Origin of the sequence: Idiomarina sp. UBA3162, assembly GCF_002364475.1 — a bacterium.
In the GTDB taxonomy this organism is placed as follows: domain Bacteria; phylum Pseudomonadota; class Gammaproteobacteria; order Enterobacterales; family Alteromonadaceae; genus Idiomarina.
In genome coordinates this window covers 18,353-33,019 of the sequence record NZ_DEYI01000074.1, presented here as the reverse complement: position 1 = coordinate 33,019, position 14,667 = coordinate 18,353, and the positions used below count along the sequence as shown (strand labels likewise).

General features: G+C 47.9%; 19 protein-coding genes. 7 read left to right on the top strand and 12 right to left on the bottom strand.

Annotation, left to right across the window (positions count from 1 at the left end; translation table 11 throughout):
* Window positions 1-122 precede the first annotated feature (122 nt).
* The 8 genes from B2X00_RS09670 to csrA all read right to left on the bottom strand — a co-directional run bounded on the left by B2X00_RS09670 (window position 123) and on the right by csrA (window position 6,265).
* On the bottom strand, window positions 123-629 hold the full coding sequence (locus B2X00_RS09670) for a hypothetical protein (RefSeq protein WP_290487345.1): 507 nt from the start codon (window positions 627-629) through the stop codon (window positions 123-125).
* A complete protein-coding gene (locus B2X00_RS09665) occupies window positions 626-1,678 on the bottom strand; it encodes a tetratricopeptide repeat protein (protein ID WP_290487344.1) in 1,053 nt (350 codons plus the stop codon). The genes B2X00_RS09670 and B2X00_RS09665 overlap by 4 nt, the downstream gene beginning before the upstream one ends.
* Window positions 1,675-2,166 (bottom strand): Ig-like domain-containing protein, encoded by a 492-nt coding sequence (locus B2X00_RS09660; protein WP_290487343.1) that lies wholly within the window; start codon window positions 2,164-2,166, stop codon window positions 1,675-1,677. The genes B2X00_RS09665 and B2X00_RS09660 overlap by 4 nt, the downstream gene beginning before the upstream one ends.
* A 15-nt stretch (window positions 2,167-2,181) precedes the next feature.
* Window positions 2,182-3,756 (bottom strand): DUF4331 domain-containing protein, encoded by a 1,575-nt coding sequence (locus B2X00_RS09655; protein WP_290487342.1) that lies wholly within the window; start codon window positions 3,754-3,756, stop codon window positions 2,182-2,184.
* An 82-nt stretch (window positions 3,757-3,838) separates the two neighbouring features.
* The gene (locus tag B2X00_RS09650) at window positions 3,839-4,516 is read right to left on the bottom strand and encodes an anti-sigma factor (RefSeq protein ID WP_290487341.1); all 678 of its coding nucleotides are present in this window, start codon (window positions 4,514-4,516) and stop codon (window positions 3,839-3,841) included.
* Entirely contained in the window at window positions 4,513-5,049 is a 537-nt protein-coding gene (locus B2X00_RS09645; protein WP_290487340.1) for a sigma-70 family RNA polymerase sigma factor, read from the bottom strand. Before B2X00_RS09645 ends, B2X00_RS09650 begins: the two co-directional genes overlap by 4 nt.
* An 82-nt stretch (window positions 5,050-5,131) precedes the next feature.
* Window positions 5,132-6,037: a sensor domain-containing diguanylate cyclase gene (locus B2X00_RS09640; RefSeq protein ID WP_290487346.1), complete on the bottom strand. Its 906-nt coding sequence runs from the start codon at window positions 6,035-6,037 to the stop codon at window positions 5,132-5,134.
* 48 nt (window positions 6,038-6,085) lie between these two features.
* The gene (csrA, locus tag B2X00_RS09635; RefSeq protein WP_290487339.1) at window positions 6,086-6,265 is read right to left on the bottom strand and encodes a carbon storage regulator CsrA; all 180 of its coding nucleotides are present in this window, start codon (window positions 6,263-6,265) and stop codon (window positions 6,086-6,088) included.
* A 320-nt stretch (window positions 6,266-6,585) separates the two neighbouring features.
* On the opposite strand from csrA, the gene B2X00_RS09630 reads away from it, so the two are divergent.
* Entirely contained in the window at window positions 6,586-7,848 is a 1,263-nt protein-coding gene (locus B2X00_RS09630; RefSeq protein ID WP_290487338.1) for a M23 family metallopeptidase, read from the top strand.
* On the opposite strand, the gene B2X00_RS09625 is transcribed toward B2X00_RS09630, so the two are convergent.
* Window positions 7,845-8,345 carry a lactoylglutathione lyase family protein gene (locus tag B2X00_RS09625; RefSeq protein ID WP_071463431.1) on the bottom strand — a complete coding sequence of 167 codons (501 nt, stop codon included), beginning with the start codon at window positions 8,343-8,345 and terminating at the stop codon, window positions 7,845-7,847. The genes B2X00_RS09630 and B2X00_RS09625 overlap by 4 nt on opposite strands.
* Window positions 8,346-8,438: 93 nt before the next feature.
* Here B2X00_RS09625 and B2X00_RS09620 point away from each other — a divergent pair, with 93 nt between their 5' ends.
* From B2X00_RS09620 to B2X00_RS09610, 3 genes are all read left to right on the top strand, one after another.
* The gene (locus B2X00_RS09620; protein WP_290487337.1) at window positions 8,439-9,314 is read left to right on the top strand and encodes a LysR family transcriptional regulator; all 876 of its coding nucleotides are present in this window, start codon (window positions 8,439-8,441) and stop codon (window positions 9,312-9,314) included.
* A gap of 95 nt (window positions 9,315-9,409) precedes the next feature.
* Window positions 9,410-10,585, top strand: coding sequence for a GGDEF domain-containing protein (locus B2X00_RS09615; RefSeq protein WP_290487336.1), 1,176 nt, complete (start codon window positions 9,410-9,412; stop codon window positions 10,583-10,585).
* Between the two features lie 152 nt (window positions 10,586-10,737).
* Entirely contained in the window at window positions 10,738-11,415 is a 678-nt protein-coding gene (locus B2X00_RS09610) for a 5'-nucleotidase, lipoprotein e(P4) family (protein WP_290487335.1), read from the top strand.
* A 33-nt stretch (window positions 11,416-11,448) separates the two neighbouring features.
* Here B2X00_RS09610 and B2X00_RS09605 read toward each other — a convergent pair whose 3' ends face one another.
* The 3 genes from B2X00_RS09605 to B2X00_RS09595 all read right to left on the bottom strand — a co-directional run bounded on the left by B2X00_RS09605 (window position 11,449) and on the right by B2X00_RS09595 (window position 13,637).
* Window positions 11,449-11,796, bottom strand: coding sequence for a hypothetical protein (locus tag B2X00_RS09605; protein ID WP_071463435.1), 348 nt, complete (start codon window positions 11,794-11,796; stop codon window positions 11,449-11,451).
* Window positions 11,797-11,809: 13 nt separating this feature from the next.
* Entirely contained in the window at window positions 11,810-13,285 is a 1,476-nt protein-coding gene (gene dgt, locus B2X00_RS09600; RefSeq protein ID WP_290487334.1) for a dGTPase, read from the bottom strand.
* Between the two features lie 70 nt (window positions 13,286-13,355).
* On the bottom strand, window positions 13,356-13,637 hold the full coding sequence (locus B2X00_RS09595) for a hypothetical protein (RefSeq protein ID WP_290487333.1): 282 nt from the start codon (window positions 13,635-13,637) through the stop codon (window positions 13,356-13,358).
* Between the two features lie 193 nt (window positions 13,638-13,830).
* Here B2X00_RS09595 and B2X00_RS09590 point away from each other — a divergent pair, with 193 nt between their 5' ends.
* The 3 genes from B2X00_RS09590 to B2X00_RS09580 are packed head-to-tail and all read left to right on the top strand — an operon-like array spanning window position 13,831 to window position 14,565.
* The gene (locus tag B2X00_RS09590; protein WP_290487332.1) at window positions 13,831-14,070 is read left to right on the top strand and encodes a hypothetical protein; all 240 of its coding nucleotides are present in this window, start codon (window positions 13,831-13,833) and stop codon (window positions 14,068-14,070) included.
* 24 nt (window positions 14,071-14,094) lie between these two features.
* Entirely contained in the window at window positions 14,095-14,289 is a 195-nt protein-coding gene (locus B2X00_RS09585; RefSeq protein WP_290487331.1) for a hypothetical protein, read from the top strand.
* 18 nt (window positions 14,290-14,307) lie between these two features.
* Window positions 14,308-14,565 carry a hypothetical protein gene (locus tag B2X00_RS09580; RefSeq protein WP_290487330.1) on the top strand — a complete coding sequence of 86 codons (258 nt, stop codon included), beginning with the start codon at window positions 14,308-14,310 and terminating at the stop codon, window positions 14,563-14,565.
* Window positions 14,566-14,667: the final 102 nt, after the last annotated feature.

Sequence of the window (14,667 nt, the reverse complement as noted above, 5' to 3'; positions counted from 1 at the left end):
CGACATGTGGATCTGATCGTGCGCAAAATGCGCACGCTACGTCGCGTGGGGGACATCGCCCCGTGCGGTAGGTCGCGCATCGTGCGCGACATGTGGATCTGATCGTGCGCCAAAGGCGCACGCTACCGGGTGAATTGTGGTGTGTTTTGGTCGAGCACGTGGCGCGGGACGTTACCGAGTACGTCACCTTCAACGATGATTTTGTGGTCAGGAAGCTCTTGCCAGACACCGTCAATGACAAGTTTCGAGAAACTATCGGGTTGGCAGTCACTGGTCATCGATAGCACGATGTATTGCTCGCGTGCAAAGGTGATGGTGGACCACGGCGAGCCATTATTCAGCTCCAACTCACAAGTCGCTTCTTCATTACTGACTAACACCCTGCGCTGAACGAAGTGTTGCAGCTTATCGAGGTTTTGATTAAGCAACTCACCACTAATGCGATTTTCAGGCATCCAGCTCTGATTCAATGCGAGCAGATCATGGAAAGTCAATTGCCATCGAACCTGCAAGCCGTCAGCTTGGGCCTTAAGGTTAATAAATGAAGTGCTAAACGTATGTGCCTGACTCGCTGGCGCCACACCCACTAATAGAATAAGGGAAAATAAAGCTAAACGAAGCGTATTCATGGTGCTGATTCCTGATGAGGTTGAAGTGCTTTAGCTGCAGAGAGTAAACGGTAATCGAAGGGCTCCTGTGCAACCTCAATGTTTTGTTGCGCCCAATAAATGGCTTGCTCGGCATCGGGCTCAACATAAGTAAAGTAGTAGGCAATGTCGGCACTGTGCAGCTTTTCTCCACGCATAACGCGCAGTTGCATGCGCTCGCGTGCGTAGTCTTGCCAGCAATGACCGTGTTGACTGCGCTTTTCTGCCCAAGCGAGGCGGATAGTGATGCTATCGACAGGAGTCTGCTGGCAATCAAGCATGAGCGCTTTGGGCACTTGCGCATCGGTGTCCCATAAGTAGCTGTCTAAGCGCCTCTTCTTATCAACCACATTGAGTGGCGTTGGCATGGCCGCGGTCCATTGTTGTGCGGCTTGAAAATCACCGAGCAACAAGGCTTGTTCGGTTAAGATTTGTAACCGCCAGTGTGCAATGGCTGATTGTGCTTGCCCAGGTTGTTGTTCGTGTAATTGTTTTAGCCGTGTGTAAGCGCTTTGTAGGTTTCCCGCGCGTCCTTGGACTTCAAGTAGGCAGGTTGAGACGATACCCAACGCAACACTTCCCATTAAGTCAGCACAGTGCTGCTTGGCACTGTCTGTCTCGTTTAAGGTGAGTGCGATGCGAGCGAGCATTAGCTGAGCTTGCGCATCGCGAGGCGATTGCTCAAGTACTCGGTTGAGCACCTTACGCGCTTGGGCAAAATCATGTTGGTACTGTAACGTATCCGCTACCGCGATAAGCCAGTCGCGTTGGCGATGTTCAGCACCTACCTTGGCGATGAGTTCATTCGCTTGATTAAGATAATAGTGCCCCTGTTCAACACGCGCTTCTCTTAGGTATTTACTCAATAATTCAGAGGCTACACGGAGTTCATTAGGATGTTGTTGGAAAGCCGCTTCAGCTTGTGTGATATCGGTAGGCACTGCGGCAGCCTGAGGCTGCCACAGTACGTCGCTTTGATCCGATGGTGCGCTGAAAAGGCCCGACATCAAAATCAACGCGCTTAACATCATTGCTGACCCTCCGATACCAAGTCGGCGAACTCCGCCGTGTCTGCCACGTCGTCAGTAAATTCACGTCCATTGACCGATAGTGGCTGTGCGCGTTCATCTTGATTAAATGCATCGCGCACATAGGCTGCAGTGGACACGGTTTGTGCTTCAACCGTAATCATGACATCACCGGTATCACTGAACTCACCGTCGGAGACGCTGTAACTGAACATCGCGGTGCCGGTGTACTCCATCGGTGGCGTGTAGTTAAAGGAACCGTCTGGGCTAACGGAAAGTTCACCAACGTCGACTTCTGAAGTTAATGAATAAGTCAATTCGTCGCCGTTACCATCGAAACCCTTTAACTGCTCCATTAACGTGGTATCCGCCTCGACCCTATAGTTAGCGTCACGCGCTGCTGGCGGTAAGTTTTCATCACTGTCGCCACCGCAACTGGCAAGAAGCACCGTTGCGGCTGCGAGCGAGAGTGTATGTAAATTTTTCATCATGTATCCCTCCTCAGTTTACTGGTTCGGTGAACCTGCAATGGGGGTTTTCAAATAAGGGAATTGCGTATCCACGTAGCTCGCATCGATTGGCGCGCCATCAGTGAACGGTACGTTACCCACGGGGGCCTGGTCGGGTGTACAGAATCCAAGGTTGGTAGGCTCACCGTTGACTGGGATGTCGTGACACAGCGCACCCATGACGACACGTAAGGCAATATCAACCACGTCATCACCTGGGCGACGTCCATTTGGGAAGCCCGCTAAGTCATCGCCGGCAACGCCAAAGGCGGACTGTTGGTCGGCCGGTGTCGCTGGAATAGCCGTATTCAAACGCAACATTTCTGAAGCAGTGACGGTCGCCTGTTGGTTAACCCCTTCAAAACCAGTCAAGAACGCGGCCACGAGATCGGTACGCGGATAATTGCTTGGTGCGAGTGAATCGATACTGGTGCCCAGAGTGGCGTTCACGGGTTCGTTAAACAATACGTCTAAGATGACCGGTAAGGTGGGGTGCGTCACGTAGTCGGCAAACTGACCATCTTCACTGGGGTGCGCTGAGTTAAAGGTGTCCTTATCGTCGATACCAATAACGAGTTCATTGACCAGTGGTGCACTTAAACGTGAGACTTGCACTAACGCACCGCCGTTCACCTCGGGTTTTTCGAAGTTCGCGTTCGGGTTTTGCAGACGTGCTTGGGGTACATGGGCTGTCGTCCAAGCTCCTACAACGCCGTTACCATCGCCGGTCACGCAACTTTTCGGCAGCTCCAGCGCGATAGTGTTCACGTTTTTGTCAGCTAGGTCGTCGTTAGCATCACTTTGCTCAATACCACCCGGAAAGGCGCCCGCTTCGATAGGCACATAGTTGACCAAATCAAAGGTCTCGCCCAGGTTCACCACGAACGGGTCTTTGCGTTGACCGACAAATAAACGGCCGGGCGCCGAACAATTAGGGATATTGATCTCGTAAACGTACTGGTTGGCATAGTCAGCGTAGCCAGAGGCACTACCAAAAGTTTTCTCACCGACAAACGCGATGGGTTTAGTAAACGATTCAGCGCCGCCCACAGTGGTTACTGGCGATGACATCCCCGACATTTGACCATCGCTAACGACATTAACGCTGTACTGTTCGTTGAAGTTAAGTGCACTTTGATCCATGGCGGATACTTGCCCGATAAACTTCAGCGGTACGCTGACATTTTTATCGCCTACCGGTAGCTTTACGCCGCCATTAGGCAGGGTATGGTCGAAGCGGAACTCAAAGGTCAGGTCCTCTTGGGCGTCACCGTCACTATCAAAGTGGATCGCGTAGACAGCGGCTGGGTCCATGGCAAAGTAATTAGGACCACCGTAGGCATCTTGTAATGGCACATAGTTGGCTATGGCCGTGATGTAATCTTCGCGACCGGGTTCATAACTGTTAAACAGATAAAAGTCAGTGGAATCAAGCGCAGGAAAGCGCGAAATATTCGGTGCCTCTCGGTGGCTTGAAGCACTGGCGTCTAGGGTGGTTAATACACCTACGGCCGATACGGTTAGAGCGATAGCGCCGGCAAGCGCTGAGTGTTTAAATGCTGTGTTTTTCATAACAACCCTCTCTGGTTTTTATAGGTATTCATCACCTATCCGAACCAGAGCGGGTTTTGGATGCAAAAAATCTAAATTTTTTTTACAAAGTTATAATATCTGTTGTGTAGAGTACGGGCCCCGTAGGTGCGCCGGTCGTGGAACCGCCTGTTGGCTCTAGGCTCACAGCAAGGGCTCCGACGCGGGCTAACTGAAATTCAGCCGGTGGATTCAATGCCGTTGGTTGTGTTGACTCGGGTAACAAACCGAGTGACACCGGCGCGCTCCCATCCTTGGGCAACATCCAAAGCTCGTAGTCTTTATCATTGCGTGACTCAACATTGGCTTGAGCAGTGGCTTGAATTTTGTCGGGCTGTACATTGAGTACCCACAACGTACGTTGCTGTTCGCTCTGAATCAGCGCGATACGCTCACTCAAAGGCGGCTCGGGCGTTTGGGTTTGCAATTGTACGACAACAATCATCAGCACCGCGGCGGTGGCCGCCGCTAAACCGCCAAACAATCGCCAAAAAGGAGCGCTATTTTGAGCCGGCTTAAATAATGTTTGCTGTATCTTTTGCCAAACTTGAGGTCGCGGTTTCATTGGGCTAAGTTGCTCGGCAAGTCCGTTGAGGTGCTGTTCCCAAAGCGTCACCTGCTGAGCAATACGCGGGTGCTGGCTAATGAGGTAACGAAAGCGAACCCGTGCTTGGCCTCGCATGAGGCCGATAACATAACGGTGAGCAAGGGTGTCGATCAGTGTGTCGTTTTGGTAATTCATGATTGCAAACACCTCTTCAAACTATCTAAACCACGACGTATCCAGCTTTTTATTGAGCCTAGGGCTTCACCTAGATAATCACTGACTTCGCGGTGACTCAAACCATATAAGAAAGCGAGGTGGATAGACTGTCGTTGTGAGCCATCGAGATCCGACATACAATTTTCTAGTTTATCGGCATCGGGTGCTGCAGTTGGTAGGTTCTCACTGGCGCGCTGATCGAGTAATTGTTCGATATCTTTGCTGGTTAATGGTTGACGATGTGCGTGTCGCAGCATATCGATTGCGCGGTAGCGCACCATACTGGTTATCCAGCACATGACCGACCCCGCATCACTGCGGTAGTCCGAGGCGGCATGCCAAATTTTTAAATAAGTATCTTGAAGCGCTTCTTCAGCGAGTGTGCGTTCTCGAAGAATTGCGTAGCTCACGCTCATTAGTTTGGGGGATGTCGCTTGGTAAAATCGCTCAAAGGCTGAGTTATCGCCAAGAGCAATACGATGCAACGCGTGTGAAAGTTCGTATTCAGTCATAGATGTCCAATTGTATCTAACATTCAGATAACAACATAGCAGACATTTTTATGTGGGTCGCGTATTTTACTGATTGATCTTGTTACCCTTCACATAAGCTGTCGCGACCAGAAGCCTTAGCTCGGTACAGCGCACGATCCGCATCACGCATGAGTGATGATATTTGAATGCTTGTATACCCGGTAGACATGCCCGCACTTGCGGTGCAGGAGAGTACATCTTTATAGTAGGGAACGCGGATTTTGCCAATGGCGCCCCGTATTTGTTGAGCGAATGCCTTGGCATTTTTCTTAGACTTTATCGGCAAGAAAATAGCAAACTCTTCGCCCCCTGTTCGAGCGACAATCGTGGTCTCGGAGGTAAATGTTTTCAGCGTAAAACCAATTGCTTCGAGAACTTTATCACCTGCTTCATGGCCGTATGTATCATTCACTTTTTTAAAGTAATCGATATCGAGCAATACCAAGCCCAATAACGTGTTGGTAGGTAGACTTAAACGTAGCTTTTCTGCATTTTTATAGAAAGCACGACGATTATATAAATGCGTTAGCCCGTCGGTGTCTGCTAACCATTTAAGCTGTTCCTGTGCGTGTTGGAGTGCTTCTTCGGCTTCCTTTCTTTCAGTAATATCGGCGGCCACCTCGAGTCGCACTAAGCGATTATCATGCCACGTTATTAGTCGATCATGGCACTGATACCAACGATTATTTCGAGTGTTTTTGAATTCCCAAACGTAACTGTCACCATTGTCAGGCAATTTTCCATTGGTGCAAAAGCTGCAAGGGCCGGACTGGTTTTTTTGTAATACTTGATAACACCGTTTACCTTTGATTCGAGTAAAGTCCGCCTCACCTGCAATATTAGCGATTGCATACTGGTTCATGTAAAGGAGCTCATATGTATCTATATCCGATACATAAACCACGGCATCTAAGTGGTTGAGAATATTTTCTAGATCTTTAGAGGTAGAGACTGTGAGTGAATTCATCACGTGATTCCCCCTCGAACGATTAGATGCACTGAATAAAAAGCCATTCTATGGATTTTTTTGTTTTTCAGCTTGAATCCGTTGATAAACTTCCTCGCGGTGAATATCGACCTCTCGGGGTGCTTCGATACCTAAACTGACTTGCGTATCAGTTGAACTTACGACGGTAATTTTAACATTTTCGTTAATAACGAGCGTTTCGCCGGCGCGTCTACTTAAAATTAGCATGGTCGTCCTGGTCTCATGTTTAATTATGAGTGGTTACTATAAAGAAAAACTCAACGAATTATGATGAATAACTGTTCTGAAAGTGAATAACGTGTCAATTAACGTCATAAATAGTACTGCTAATGAAATTAAATATAATAAATCGATGTGGTTAACTAACCGTGTAAAACTATGTAAGCGTTGTATGGCAAGGCGTGTGCGCCTTGTACCACTTTGCTAATAATGCTATTTTGTTGCGCCCTCGAGCTGATGAGAGTTGTAACAGGTGGTTGATTTTTATACCCACAATGTGGATTTGCGCCGTTTGGAGAGGCTGACCGTTGAATATTAGACTGATTCTAACGGTACTACTGGTTACGATTATTGGCGTTTGGTTACTCGATAGTCCAACACAGAATACCGCATTGGTGCCCCAACCTCTCACGCCTTTCAGTGCTGAGCTTGAAGCCGACCACGGTGAGTTGAGCGCATTAGAGCGCCGTTATATTCGTTCTTCGCGCACCGGGCGTATCGTGAAGTTACAGAACGGACAAAACCTAACCACATTATTGGGTGGCCAAGGTATTTCTCAACGTCAGGTTGCTTTATTAGCGATGAGCGCTGAACCTATTATCGATCTGGGTCAGTTGCAAACCGGAGTGAATATTGAGATCAGCCATCCTAAACCGGGTCAGCACCGCATTCGCTTGGCGCGGGAATATGGCGAGTTGGTGCAAGCGACCTACGTTGAGGGTGATTGGCATGTTGAGCTATTGCATGTGCCTACCGAGCAGCTCGCCGAAGAACACGACCTGATTATTCACAACAGTCTTTATCAAGATGCTGAGCAAAATGGCATCCCCAATGGTGTGATCAATAGTTCAGTGATGGCACTTTCGCATTTTGTTGATTTTCAGCGCCAGGTGCAGCCCGGCGATTTGATGGAAGTGCGCTTTGAGCGCACTGAAGTGACATCATTTAAGTCATTGTTCAGTCATTTGCAAAACCCGCTTCTGTTAACCTATCTACGTTTTACCAATTCGGGCGAAGATTATCGCTTAGTGCGCTACAAAGGTGCATTCTACTTTCCCGATGGGCGTTTGGCACAAAGCTTTTTGTTGAAAACGCCGCTCAATGGTGCGCGACTTTCATCGTATTATGGTAACCGTCATCACCCTGTATTGGGCTATGATCGCATGCATAAAGGAATTGATTTTAGCGCACCGATAGGCACCCCGATAATGGCGGCTGGTCGCGGTGTGGTTAAACGTGCAAACCGCTATGGTAGCTTTGGTAATGCGGTGGTCATCGATCACGGTGATGGTTATGAGACCTTATACGCGCATCTGAATGATTTCGCTGATGACCTGAAGCCGGGTGATCATGTAAAGCAGGGCGATGTGATCGGCTATTTGGGTAAGACGGGTTTGTCAGCAGGTCGACATTTGCATTACGAAGTGCACCATAATGGTCGTGCGATTAATCCGTTAGATATAAAAGCACCCGCTCAAGCGCGGCTGCAAGGCGCTGCACTCGAGGGGTTTAAACAACAACTGGCACAACTTAAATCCGCGGACAGTCAATTAGCCAGCTTGGCGCCTTAGTAAGCGCCATCACTGTAAGTTAATTCATAGCTGTGACTATAAATTTCTAAGATGTTGCCAAACGGGTCTTCCATATAAATCATACGGTAAGGCTTTTCGCCTGGATAATAGTAGCGGGGCTTCTCCATCCGTTTTTTACCGCCAGCCTCAACGATACGTTCTGCAAGCTCCTCTAAATTGGGATCTTGTACGCAGAAGTGAAAAATACCGGTTTTCCAATATTCGAAGTTGTCCTCTGGATTCTGCTGGTTATCAAACTCAAAAATCTCTACGCCTATACGATCACCCGTTGATAGGTGGGCAATACGGAATCGCTGCCATCCTTTTCCAAATACGTCGGTACACATTTCACCAATCGGACTCTGGTCTTCGGTAATTTCCGTGGGCTTCATTATTAGATACCAGCCGAGTACTTCAGTATAAAACTTTACCGCTTTATCGAGATCCGGAACAGATAATCCAATGTGTGAGAAAGTTCTGGGAAATACGTTGCTCATTGCTACCTCCTGTGTTTTTGACGCTTGTAGGTTACAAAACAACCTGTCATTATGTGAAATTATTGTTTTTCATTAAATTGATTACGTATTGTTATGGTTAATCCAATTTGGTTGCGTACGTTTGTGACCTTGGCGAATACACAACACTTCACGCGCACTGCTGAACTATTGTTTATGACGCAGTCGGGGGTGAGCCAACACATCAAGAAGCTCGAGCAGCAGCTAGAGATCTCGCTTATTGAGCGGCATCATCACGCATTTGAGTTAACGGAGGCAGGGCAGCGCTTACTGCTGACGGCGTCGGACTTGGTAGAGCAACTGGAATCTTTGCCACAGTGGATATCAGAGGACCCCGATGACCGTGGAGAGGTCAGGGTTATGTCGCCTGGGAGCGTTGGGTTGAAGTTATACGATGCGTTGCTGACGTTACAAATGGATGTTCCAGATTTAGTCATCGATTATCGCTTTGCGCCTAATGCGGACATTGAGGCTCGTATTACTGACAAACAAGTGGATATCGGTTTGATGACCCAGGCCCCGATAGCAGAGGGGCTGAGATTTACGCAACTGAGTCAAGAGCAATTGCTGTTAATTACGCCGCCAATCACTCAGGAGATTGACTTTTCAACATTGCAATGTTTGGGCTTTATTGACCACCCCGATGGTTATCATCACGGAAACTTGTTACTGAGCCAAAATTTTAATGAGTTCTCTCATATGAGTGAATTTAAAAAACGCGGGTTCTCAAATCAAATTAACTTGATTCTTGAGCCAGTTAAACGTGGGCTGGGTTTTACCGTATTACCAGAGTTTGCGGTGGAGCAATCGCAAGGCGGCGAGTCTTTTAATATTCATCGATTACCACAGCCTGTGGCTGAACCCATCTACTGTGTGACGCGTAAAACTGCGAAGCTGCCCCGGCGCATTTCGCGGGTGATGCGTTATATTGAAACAAGTTTACAACGCTAAATAAGGTTGATATCGACAGGCGTGTGTTGGTAATAACTCCTGAATAAACGTACAATAATAAAAAACTCATAACAAGCCGCTGAAGGGAGTACACATTGGCGTTGCTGGCCGTTTTACCCGCATTAGTTTGGTTATTTGTTGGCTGTTTATTTCCGCATTGGTTACCTGCGTTGCCCTTCTCGACCGCTCAAGTTGTGAGCGGTGCTATTGGTGTGTTTTTACTACTTACTTTGTTTTTTCGACAGTGGCGATGGACGCACTGGGCAGCGTGGCTGGCGGGCAATGCTGGCGCTTTTTATCTGGCCGAGCACAGTGATGCGGTCAATGCACTACCCATTTGGTGGGTGTTATCGAGCTTGTTGTTGAGTTTCGCCCCAATACCTTCGTTAAGAACATGGGCAGGTAAAGGCTTATTCATTCTATTACTTGGCTTGCCACTGGGTTTGTTATGGCCGCCGCTAGGGGCGGCCATCGCCGCTTTGAATCCTTCGCATTGGTTAATGACCGCCGCTTTGCGCGATGACTACCCGCAGTTAGCGTACGGCTTGTTTGTCTTGGCAATTGCGGCAACTTGGGCAACGTTCCTGATGTATCAAGTATCAGCCGCCTATCGGTGGGCGCAATGGGCCGCGTGGTTGGTCATGATGGCGCTGTTGTTAACTGGGTCTGCGTCCGATGCGTTGAGTTGGACTGTGATTGTGGCAGCGACAGGATTGATTGTTGCCCTAGCAGACCAACTGTTGCGTTTAGCTTATATTGACGAACTAACTGGCCTGCCGCAGAGAAGAGCCTTAATGAGTCAACTGCAACACCTCAAGCGACGCAGTGCAGTATGTATGCTCGATGTTGATCATTTTAAAAAGTTTAATGATAAGTATGGTCATGATGTTGGTGACCAGGTGTTGCGTCTGCTCGGGCGAATTCTTGCTGAGCAAAAAGGACTTAAAGCGTATCGCTATGGTGGGGAAGAGTTCACCTTAGTCTTCGCCCATAACGATCAGGCGCGGTTAAAGGCGCAGCTCGAAGAGGTACGCAAGGCAGTGGCGAGTTATCCGCTCTCGATACGTGATGCCAGCCGCCCCAAGCGTGGCAATGAAGGCAAGCAACAACGAGGCCAACGTAAAGTCCAGAATAAACACATTAAAGTGACCATCAGCTTGGGGGCCACCGTGCGGGCGAAAAATGATACTGCTGAAGCGATATTAAAGCGTGCTGACGAAAATCTTTACAGCGCCAAGAAGGCTGGACGTAACCGCGTTGTATTGCGCTAGATTTTTGCTCGGTGGATAATGCGACCTCGCTTTTCTAAAAGGAGAATGTTGTGCGACTAACTGTAACGGCCCTGGTAACCACTTTAAGTCTAACTTTACTGGGAGCCTGTAGTACAAAGCCCAACCATGAGGGAAGCTCGGCGTCGACCGTTTTGCCTCCGTCAGTAAAGTGGCAAACGCAAAGCCAAGAATATCCACTCATCACTCGAGCCATATACCGAGACGCAGCGTTACAGCTTATGCAGCGTGAGCTACCGACAAACTGGGTTGTGGTGATGGATGTTGATGAGACGGTATTGGATAACAGCGGTTATCAGGCCATGCTGAGTCAAACCGGACAATCGTATTCGACAGCGAGCTGGAATCAGTGGGTCAAAAGTAAACAAGCGAAACTGGTGCCAGGAGCGAGTGACTTTATTACGTCAGTGGTGAGTGCGGGGGGCAAAGTAGCCTTAGTGACTAACCGAGATAAGCAGTTAGATAATTACACTTGGCAAAACTTACTGGCCATGGGGCTGCCCATAAATGCCGACAATACGTGCTTGATGGGGCGCAGCCAAGCGGATAAAGAAGCGGTTGATGGGCAGGCGATTGTGAATGACAAAGATTTACGTCGTCAGCAACTATCGAGCGGCGATGTCGACTGTTATAGCCCCTCTGTGAAGCCTGCGACCGAATGGTCACAGCCGCATAATATTGTGATGCAAGTAGGCGACAATATTGAAGATATTGCGCAAACTACACAAGCGTCTGCGGATCCGAACGTCTTATTGCCTCGTTTTGGCAAGGATATCGTTATTTTACCTAATCCAATGTACGGCTCATGGTAGGTCGCGCGTTACGCGCGACACCAACGTTTGCAGCTACTGGGATTTGTTGACCACTACTTCCATGCGTCTATCACCAATAGTGAGCGTATTGGGTTTACCCAATTCGACCAACAGGGTGGGGCGCATCGGAATACCGTGCAAGTTAACAGTCGCTGTCACGCGGACTTGTTGGCTGTCATAAGGTTCGAGCATCAGTTCAATATCGTAAGTGGAATTGACGCTGACGGTAGCGGGCTGATTCGCCTTGACCACCATTGAGGGCGCTCCGACAAGCTGGCCCGCTTGGTAAAGTTTGGTATCGACTCGGTAATCTGCATGTGCTGCAACAGAGGCGAGGAATAATGGTAGCGCGATAAGTGCTGACTTAATGAGGGGTTTCATTTTTTTTCTCCATTTAATCGATAACGCGCAGTGAACGATATTCATCATATGCAAACTGGTCGGTCATTCCGCTAATATAATCTTGAATTAAGCGACAGCGATAGTAGCGTTCCCAAAGTGGCGAAACGTCGGTATCGGTTGCTTTGACATAAGCGCGCACGTGTTTACCTGATAGCTTATGACATAAACGGCTTGCTAGTGGATAAGCGCGTTGTATTTTAGCCTTCTCACGCACCAGTCCTTGAAAGTCTTCGGTCGAGAGTTTGAGCAGCGGGGCATAGATATCCAGTAAGCCAAGAATAATGGTATGACCGCGTAGTTCTTGTTGTTCGACTTCGGGTTGATTAAATACTCGTTTGAAGGCGAGGTTTTGCAGCGCTTCGCTAAGCCGGTGGGCCGGGCTATCATCCTCGAGTAAGGCTTCATTAAAGTAACCATCAACCACAGCGTCAAAGTTGTCGATAAAGCGCTGCGCAGCGTGATTGACTAAAATATGGTGAACATAGACGCGTAGCCAGATAAAAAACTGGTTGTCTGTATCAATGCTGTCTTTTGCCGCGTAGTAGCTTGCTTTGGCTAAAATATCGTTCACCGAAATCGCTTTACCGTTGTACAGAAGTTCGGCTTTGTCGGGATCGCCGCCTAAACGGCTAAAGTGCTCTCGAATGCCTTCGGCAACTTGTTCGCGGTTAAGAACGTGTTTTTCGACGGCATCTTCGAGATCCGCGATGCCGTAAGAAATATCGTCAGCCGCCTCCATTATGTAGCTGAGGAAATGACGATGTCCTTGTGGGAGATCCAATACTTGGTAGAGATCATTGATCAGTGCTTGCTCGGCTAGATAATAACCGGGTTTTTTACCCAAATAACTTAATGGGTCGCTTTTACTGGGCTTGGGCTGACTTGCCAAACGAGTGTACTTCAATACCGCGGCGACCTGTGTGTAGGTTAGGTTGAGACTCATCAATGAGTGAATTAAACGAATCGCTTGCGCGTTGCCTTCGAAACTCTGCAATTCATTCTTAATATCAGCGGCGTCGGGCTCATTGAAACCGGCAAATAATTCATCATTATGTGTCGCAAACCAGCTACTTATTGCTGCCTCGCCAAAATGACCAAAAGGAGGGTTGCCGATATCATGCATGATGCACGCCATTTCAACGCAGCTCTCCATGACTCGGAACAATTCATGGGGTGAGGTGCCTTGTTCTTCTAACGTCTCAAAGTGGCGCGCTTGTTTAAGCCGCTCGCCGATCTCACGCGTTATATAGCGGCCGTTTTGTTGTACTTCGAGAGAGTGCGTTAAACGACTCCGCACCGCGGCATTGCGCTCAAGTGGGAATACTTGTGTTTTTTGTTGTAGACGCCTTACCGCCGCAGAATTTATGATCCGGCCACGGTCGCTTTCGGCGGCAATGATCCAGTCTCCGGCATTGCGAGAATACGGACGGTCAGCTTTTAATCGGGCGACGAGACGAGTTAAATTCACAATGGCTCCACTATTGACTGAGTAGAGCCTTGTTGTATCAGCCGGCTTAACGCGAAGCAAGGGCCAATTGTTAGTTGCACACGTCCTCTACCAGTGCTTTTAAACGCTTGATGCGTTTTGTATCGCCCTCACTTTCTGCTTCGGCGAGATCGATTTGTGCTTGTTGGCAGGCCTCGGACTTATCGGTTTTCATCCGTTCAATTTCATCTTTTTGATACTGCTCCATACCTTCAAGGCCGTTGTATTCATCCCGAGATTCGACCGAGCGGTCTTTTTGATAGGGCTCAGCTTGATGACTCTCACACGCTGATAGACTGGCGATCAGTGCCAATACAAACATGATTTTATTCATTGGACATCCTTGATTTTGTAATCTGATTCCTACAATATGGATGATTGTTATTTTAGTGTAAACACTGTTTGAAGTGATCGTTCAGACATTTACGCGGTGCTTACAAGTTTAAATCGTTAAATAAAAACAACAATAATGTCGTATGTTGAACTTAAAAGTTTTAATAGTAGCGCTTAGCGCCATTAAATGGGAAATGAGCTTAGTATCCGGCGCGGTGTTTTTTACGCTGTTGTTAAGCGCTTATCATCTTCCTCTGCTTACATTAGCAATGTTGCTCGTTGGTCTCACCTTATTCACGCTGACCGCTTATATTTCTGTCAATTTATTCTTGCTTCGACGCAAGCTCATCAAACATAATCTCTACCAACTGTTTTTAGCGCAAAGTGAGCACGCAAAAGGAAAAGAGATTGCGGGCTTTTTTAAAGGTTATTGAAGTGCTTAGCGTACTGGAGGTTTTATGTCTGAACAGGAAAAGGGCACGTGGGTCAAACGCGCTTTATTTGAACTATTTATTGTCTGTTTCCCTCTAATCATTTTTGGCATGGTGGTGCTTGCAGATGGCTCGTTTCCCACCATGGCTGGCTATATCATTGTGCAGTTACTGACGTTAATAGGCTATATCGTGTTTAAGAACAAGTCTGTCGGTCAATAACGTTGAGAGGAAAATACCGTGCGAGAGTCGAGTAAATGGTTGGTTGTGGTGTGTGTGACTGTGGTCATTTTAGCTATTCCGGCAGTGGCAATGCAGTTTTCAGAAGAAGTCAACTGGACGCCTATTGATTTTGTCGTTATGGCTTTTCTTCTAATGCTGACAGGCGCTGCATTGATTGCGTTTTCCCATACGCCCACCCGTGCGCGTTGGATTGGTAGCTCGGCGGTTGTCATCGCGAGTTTGGCAATTTGGATGAGCCTTGCCACCCTGGATTAACAATAAAACAACATTTTACTACACGCCATAATTTTTGTTATAACGGTGACCTTTCGCTATTTTTGAACGTATGATTCAAAAATATTAAATTATTCTAAATCC

What these genes read in the sequence shown, in the direction of transcription:
- B2X00_RS09645 (WP_290487340.1), bottom strand. Translation starts at nt 5,049, where the DNA reads ATGACTGAATACGAACTTTCACACGCGTTGCATCGTATTGCTCTTGGC.
- B2X00_RS09595 (WP_290487333.1), bottom strand. Translation starts at nt 13,637, where the DNA reads ATGAATAAAATCATGTTTGTATTGGCACTGATCGCCAGTCTATCAGCG.
- B2X00_RS09660 (WP_290487343.1), bottom strand. Translation starts at nt 2,166, where the DNA reads ATGATGAAAAATTTACATACACTCTCGCTCGCAGCCGCAACGGTGCTT.
- B2X00_RS09665 (WP_290487344.1), bottom strand. Translation starts at nt 1,678, where the DNA reads ATGATGTTAAGCGCGTTGATTTTGATGTCGGGCCTTTTCAGCGCACCA.
- B2X00_RS09625 (WP_071463431.1), bottom strand. Translation starts at nt 8,345, where the DNA reads ATGAGCAACGTATTTCCCAGAACTTTCTCACACATTGGATTATCTGTT.
- B2X00_RS09670 (WP_290487345.1), bottom strand. Translation starts at nt 629, where the DNA reads ATGAATACGCTTCGTTTAGCTTTATTTTCCCTTATTCTATTAGTGGGT.
- B2X00_RS09585 (WP_290487331.1), top strand. Translation starts at nt 14,095, where the DNA reads ATGTCTGAACAGGAAAAGGGCACGTGGGTCAAACGCGCTTTATTTGAA.
- B2X00_RS09640 (WP_290487346.1), bottom strand. Translation starts at nt 6,037, where the DNA reads ATGAATTCACTCACAGTCTCTACCTCTAAAGATCTAGAAAATATTCTC.
- csrA (WP_290487339.1), bottom strand. Translation starts at nt 6,265, where the DNA reads ATGCTAATTTTAAGTAGACGCGCCGGCGAAACGCTCGTTATTAACGAA.
- B2X00_RS09620 (WP_290487337.1), top strand. Translation starts at nt 8,439, where the DNA reads ATGGTTAATCCAATTTGGTTGCGTACGTTTGTGACCTTGGCGAATACA.
- B2X00_RS09605 (WP_071463435.1), bottom strand. Translation starts at nt 11,796, where the DNA reads ATGAAACCCCTCATTAAGTCAGCACTTATCGCGCTACCATTATTCCTC.
- B2X00_RS09590 (WP_290487332.1), top strand. Translation starts at nt 13,831, where the DNA reads ATGAGCTTAGTATCCGGCGCGGTGTTTTTTACGCTGTTGTTAAGCGCT.
- B2X00_RS09655 (WP_290487342.1), bottom strand. Translation starts at nt 3,756, where the DNA reads ATGAAAAACACAGCATTTAAACACTCAGCGCTTGCCGGCGCTATCGCT.
- B2X00_RS09650 (WP_290487341.1), bottom strand. Translation starts at nt 4,516, where the DNA reads ATGAATTACCAAAACGACACACTGATCGACACCCTTGCTCACCGTTAT.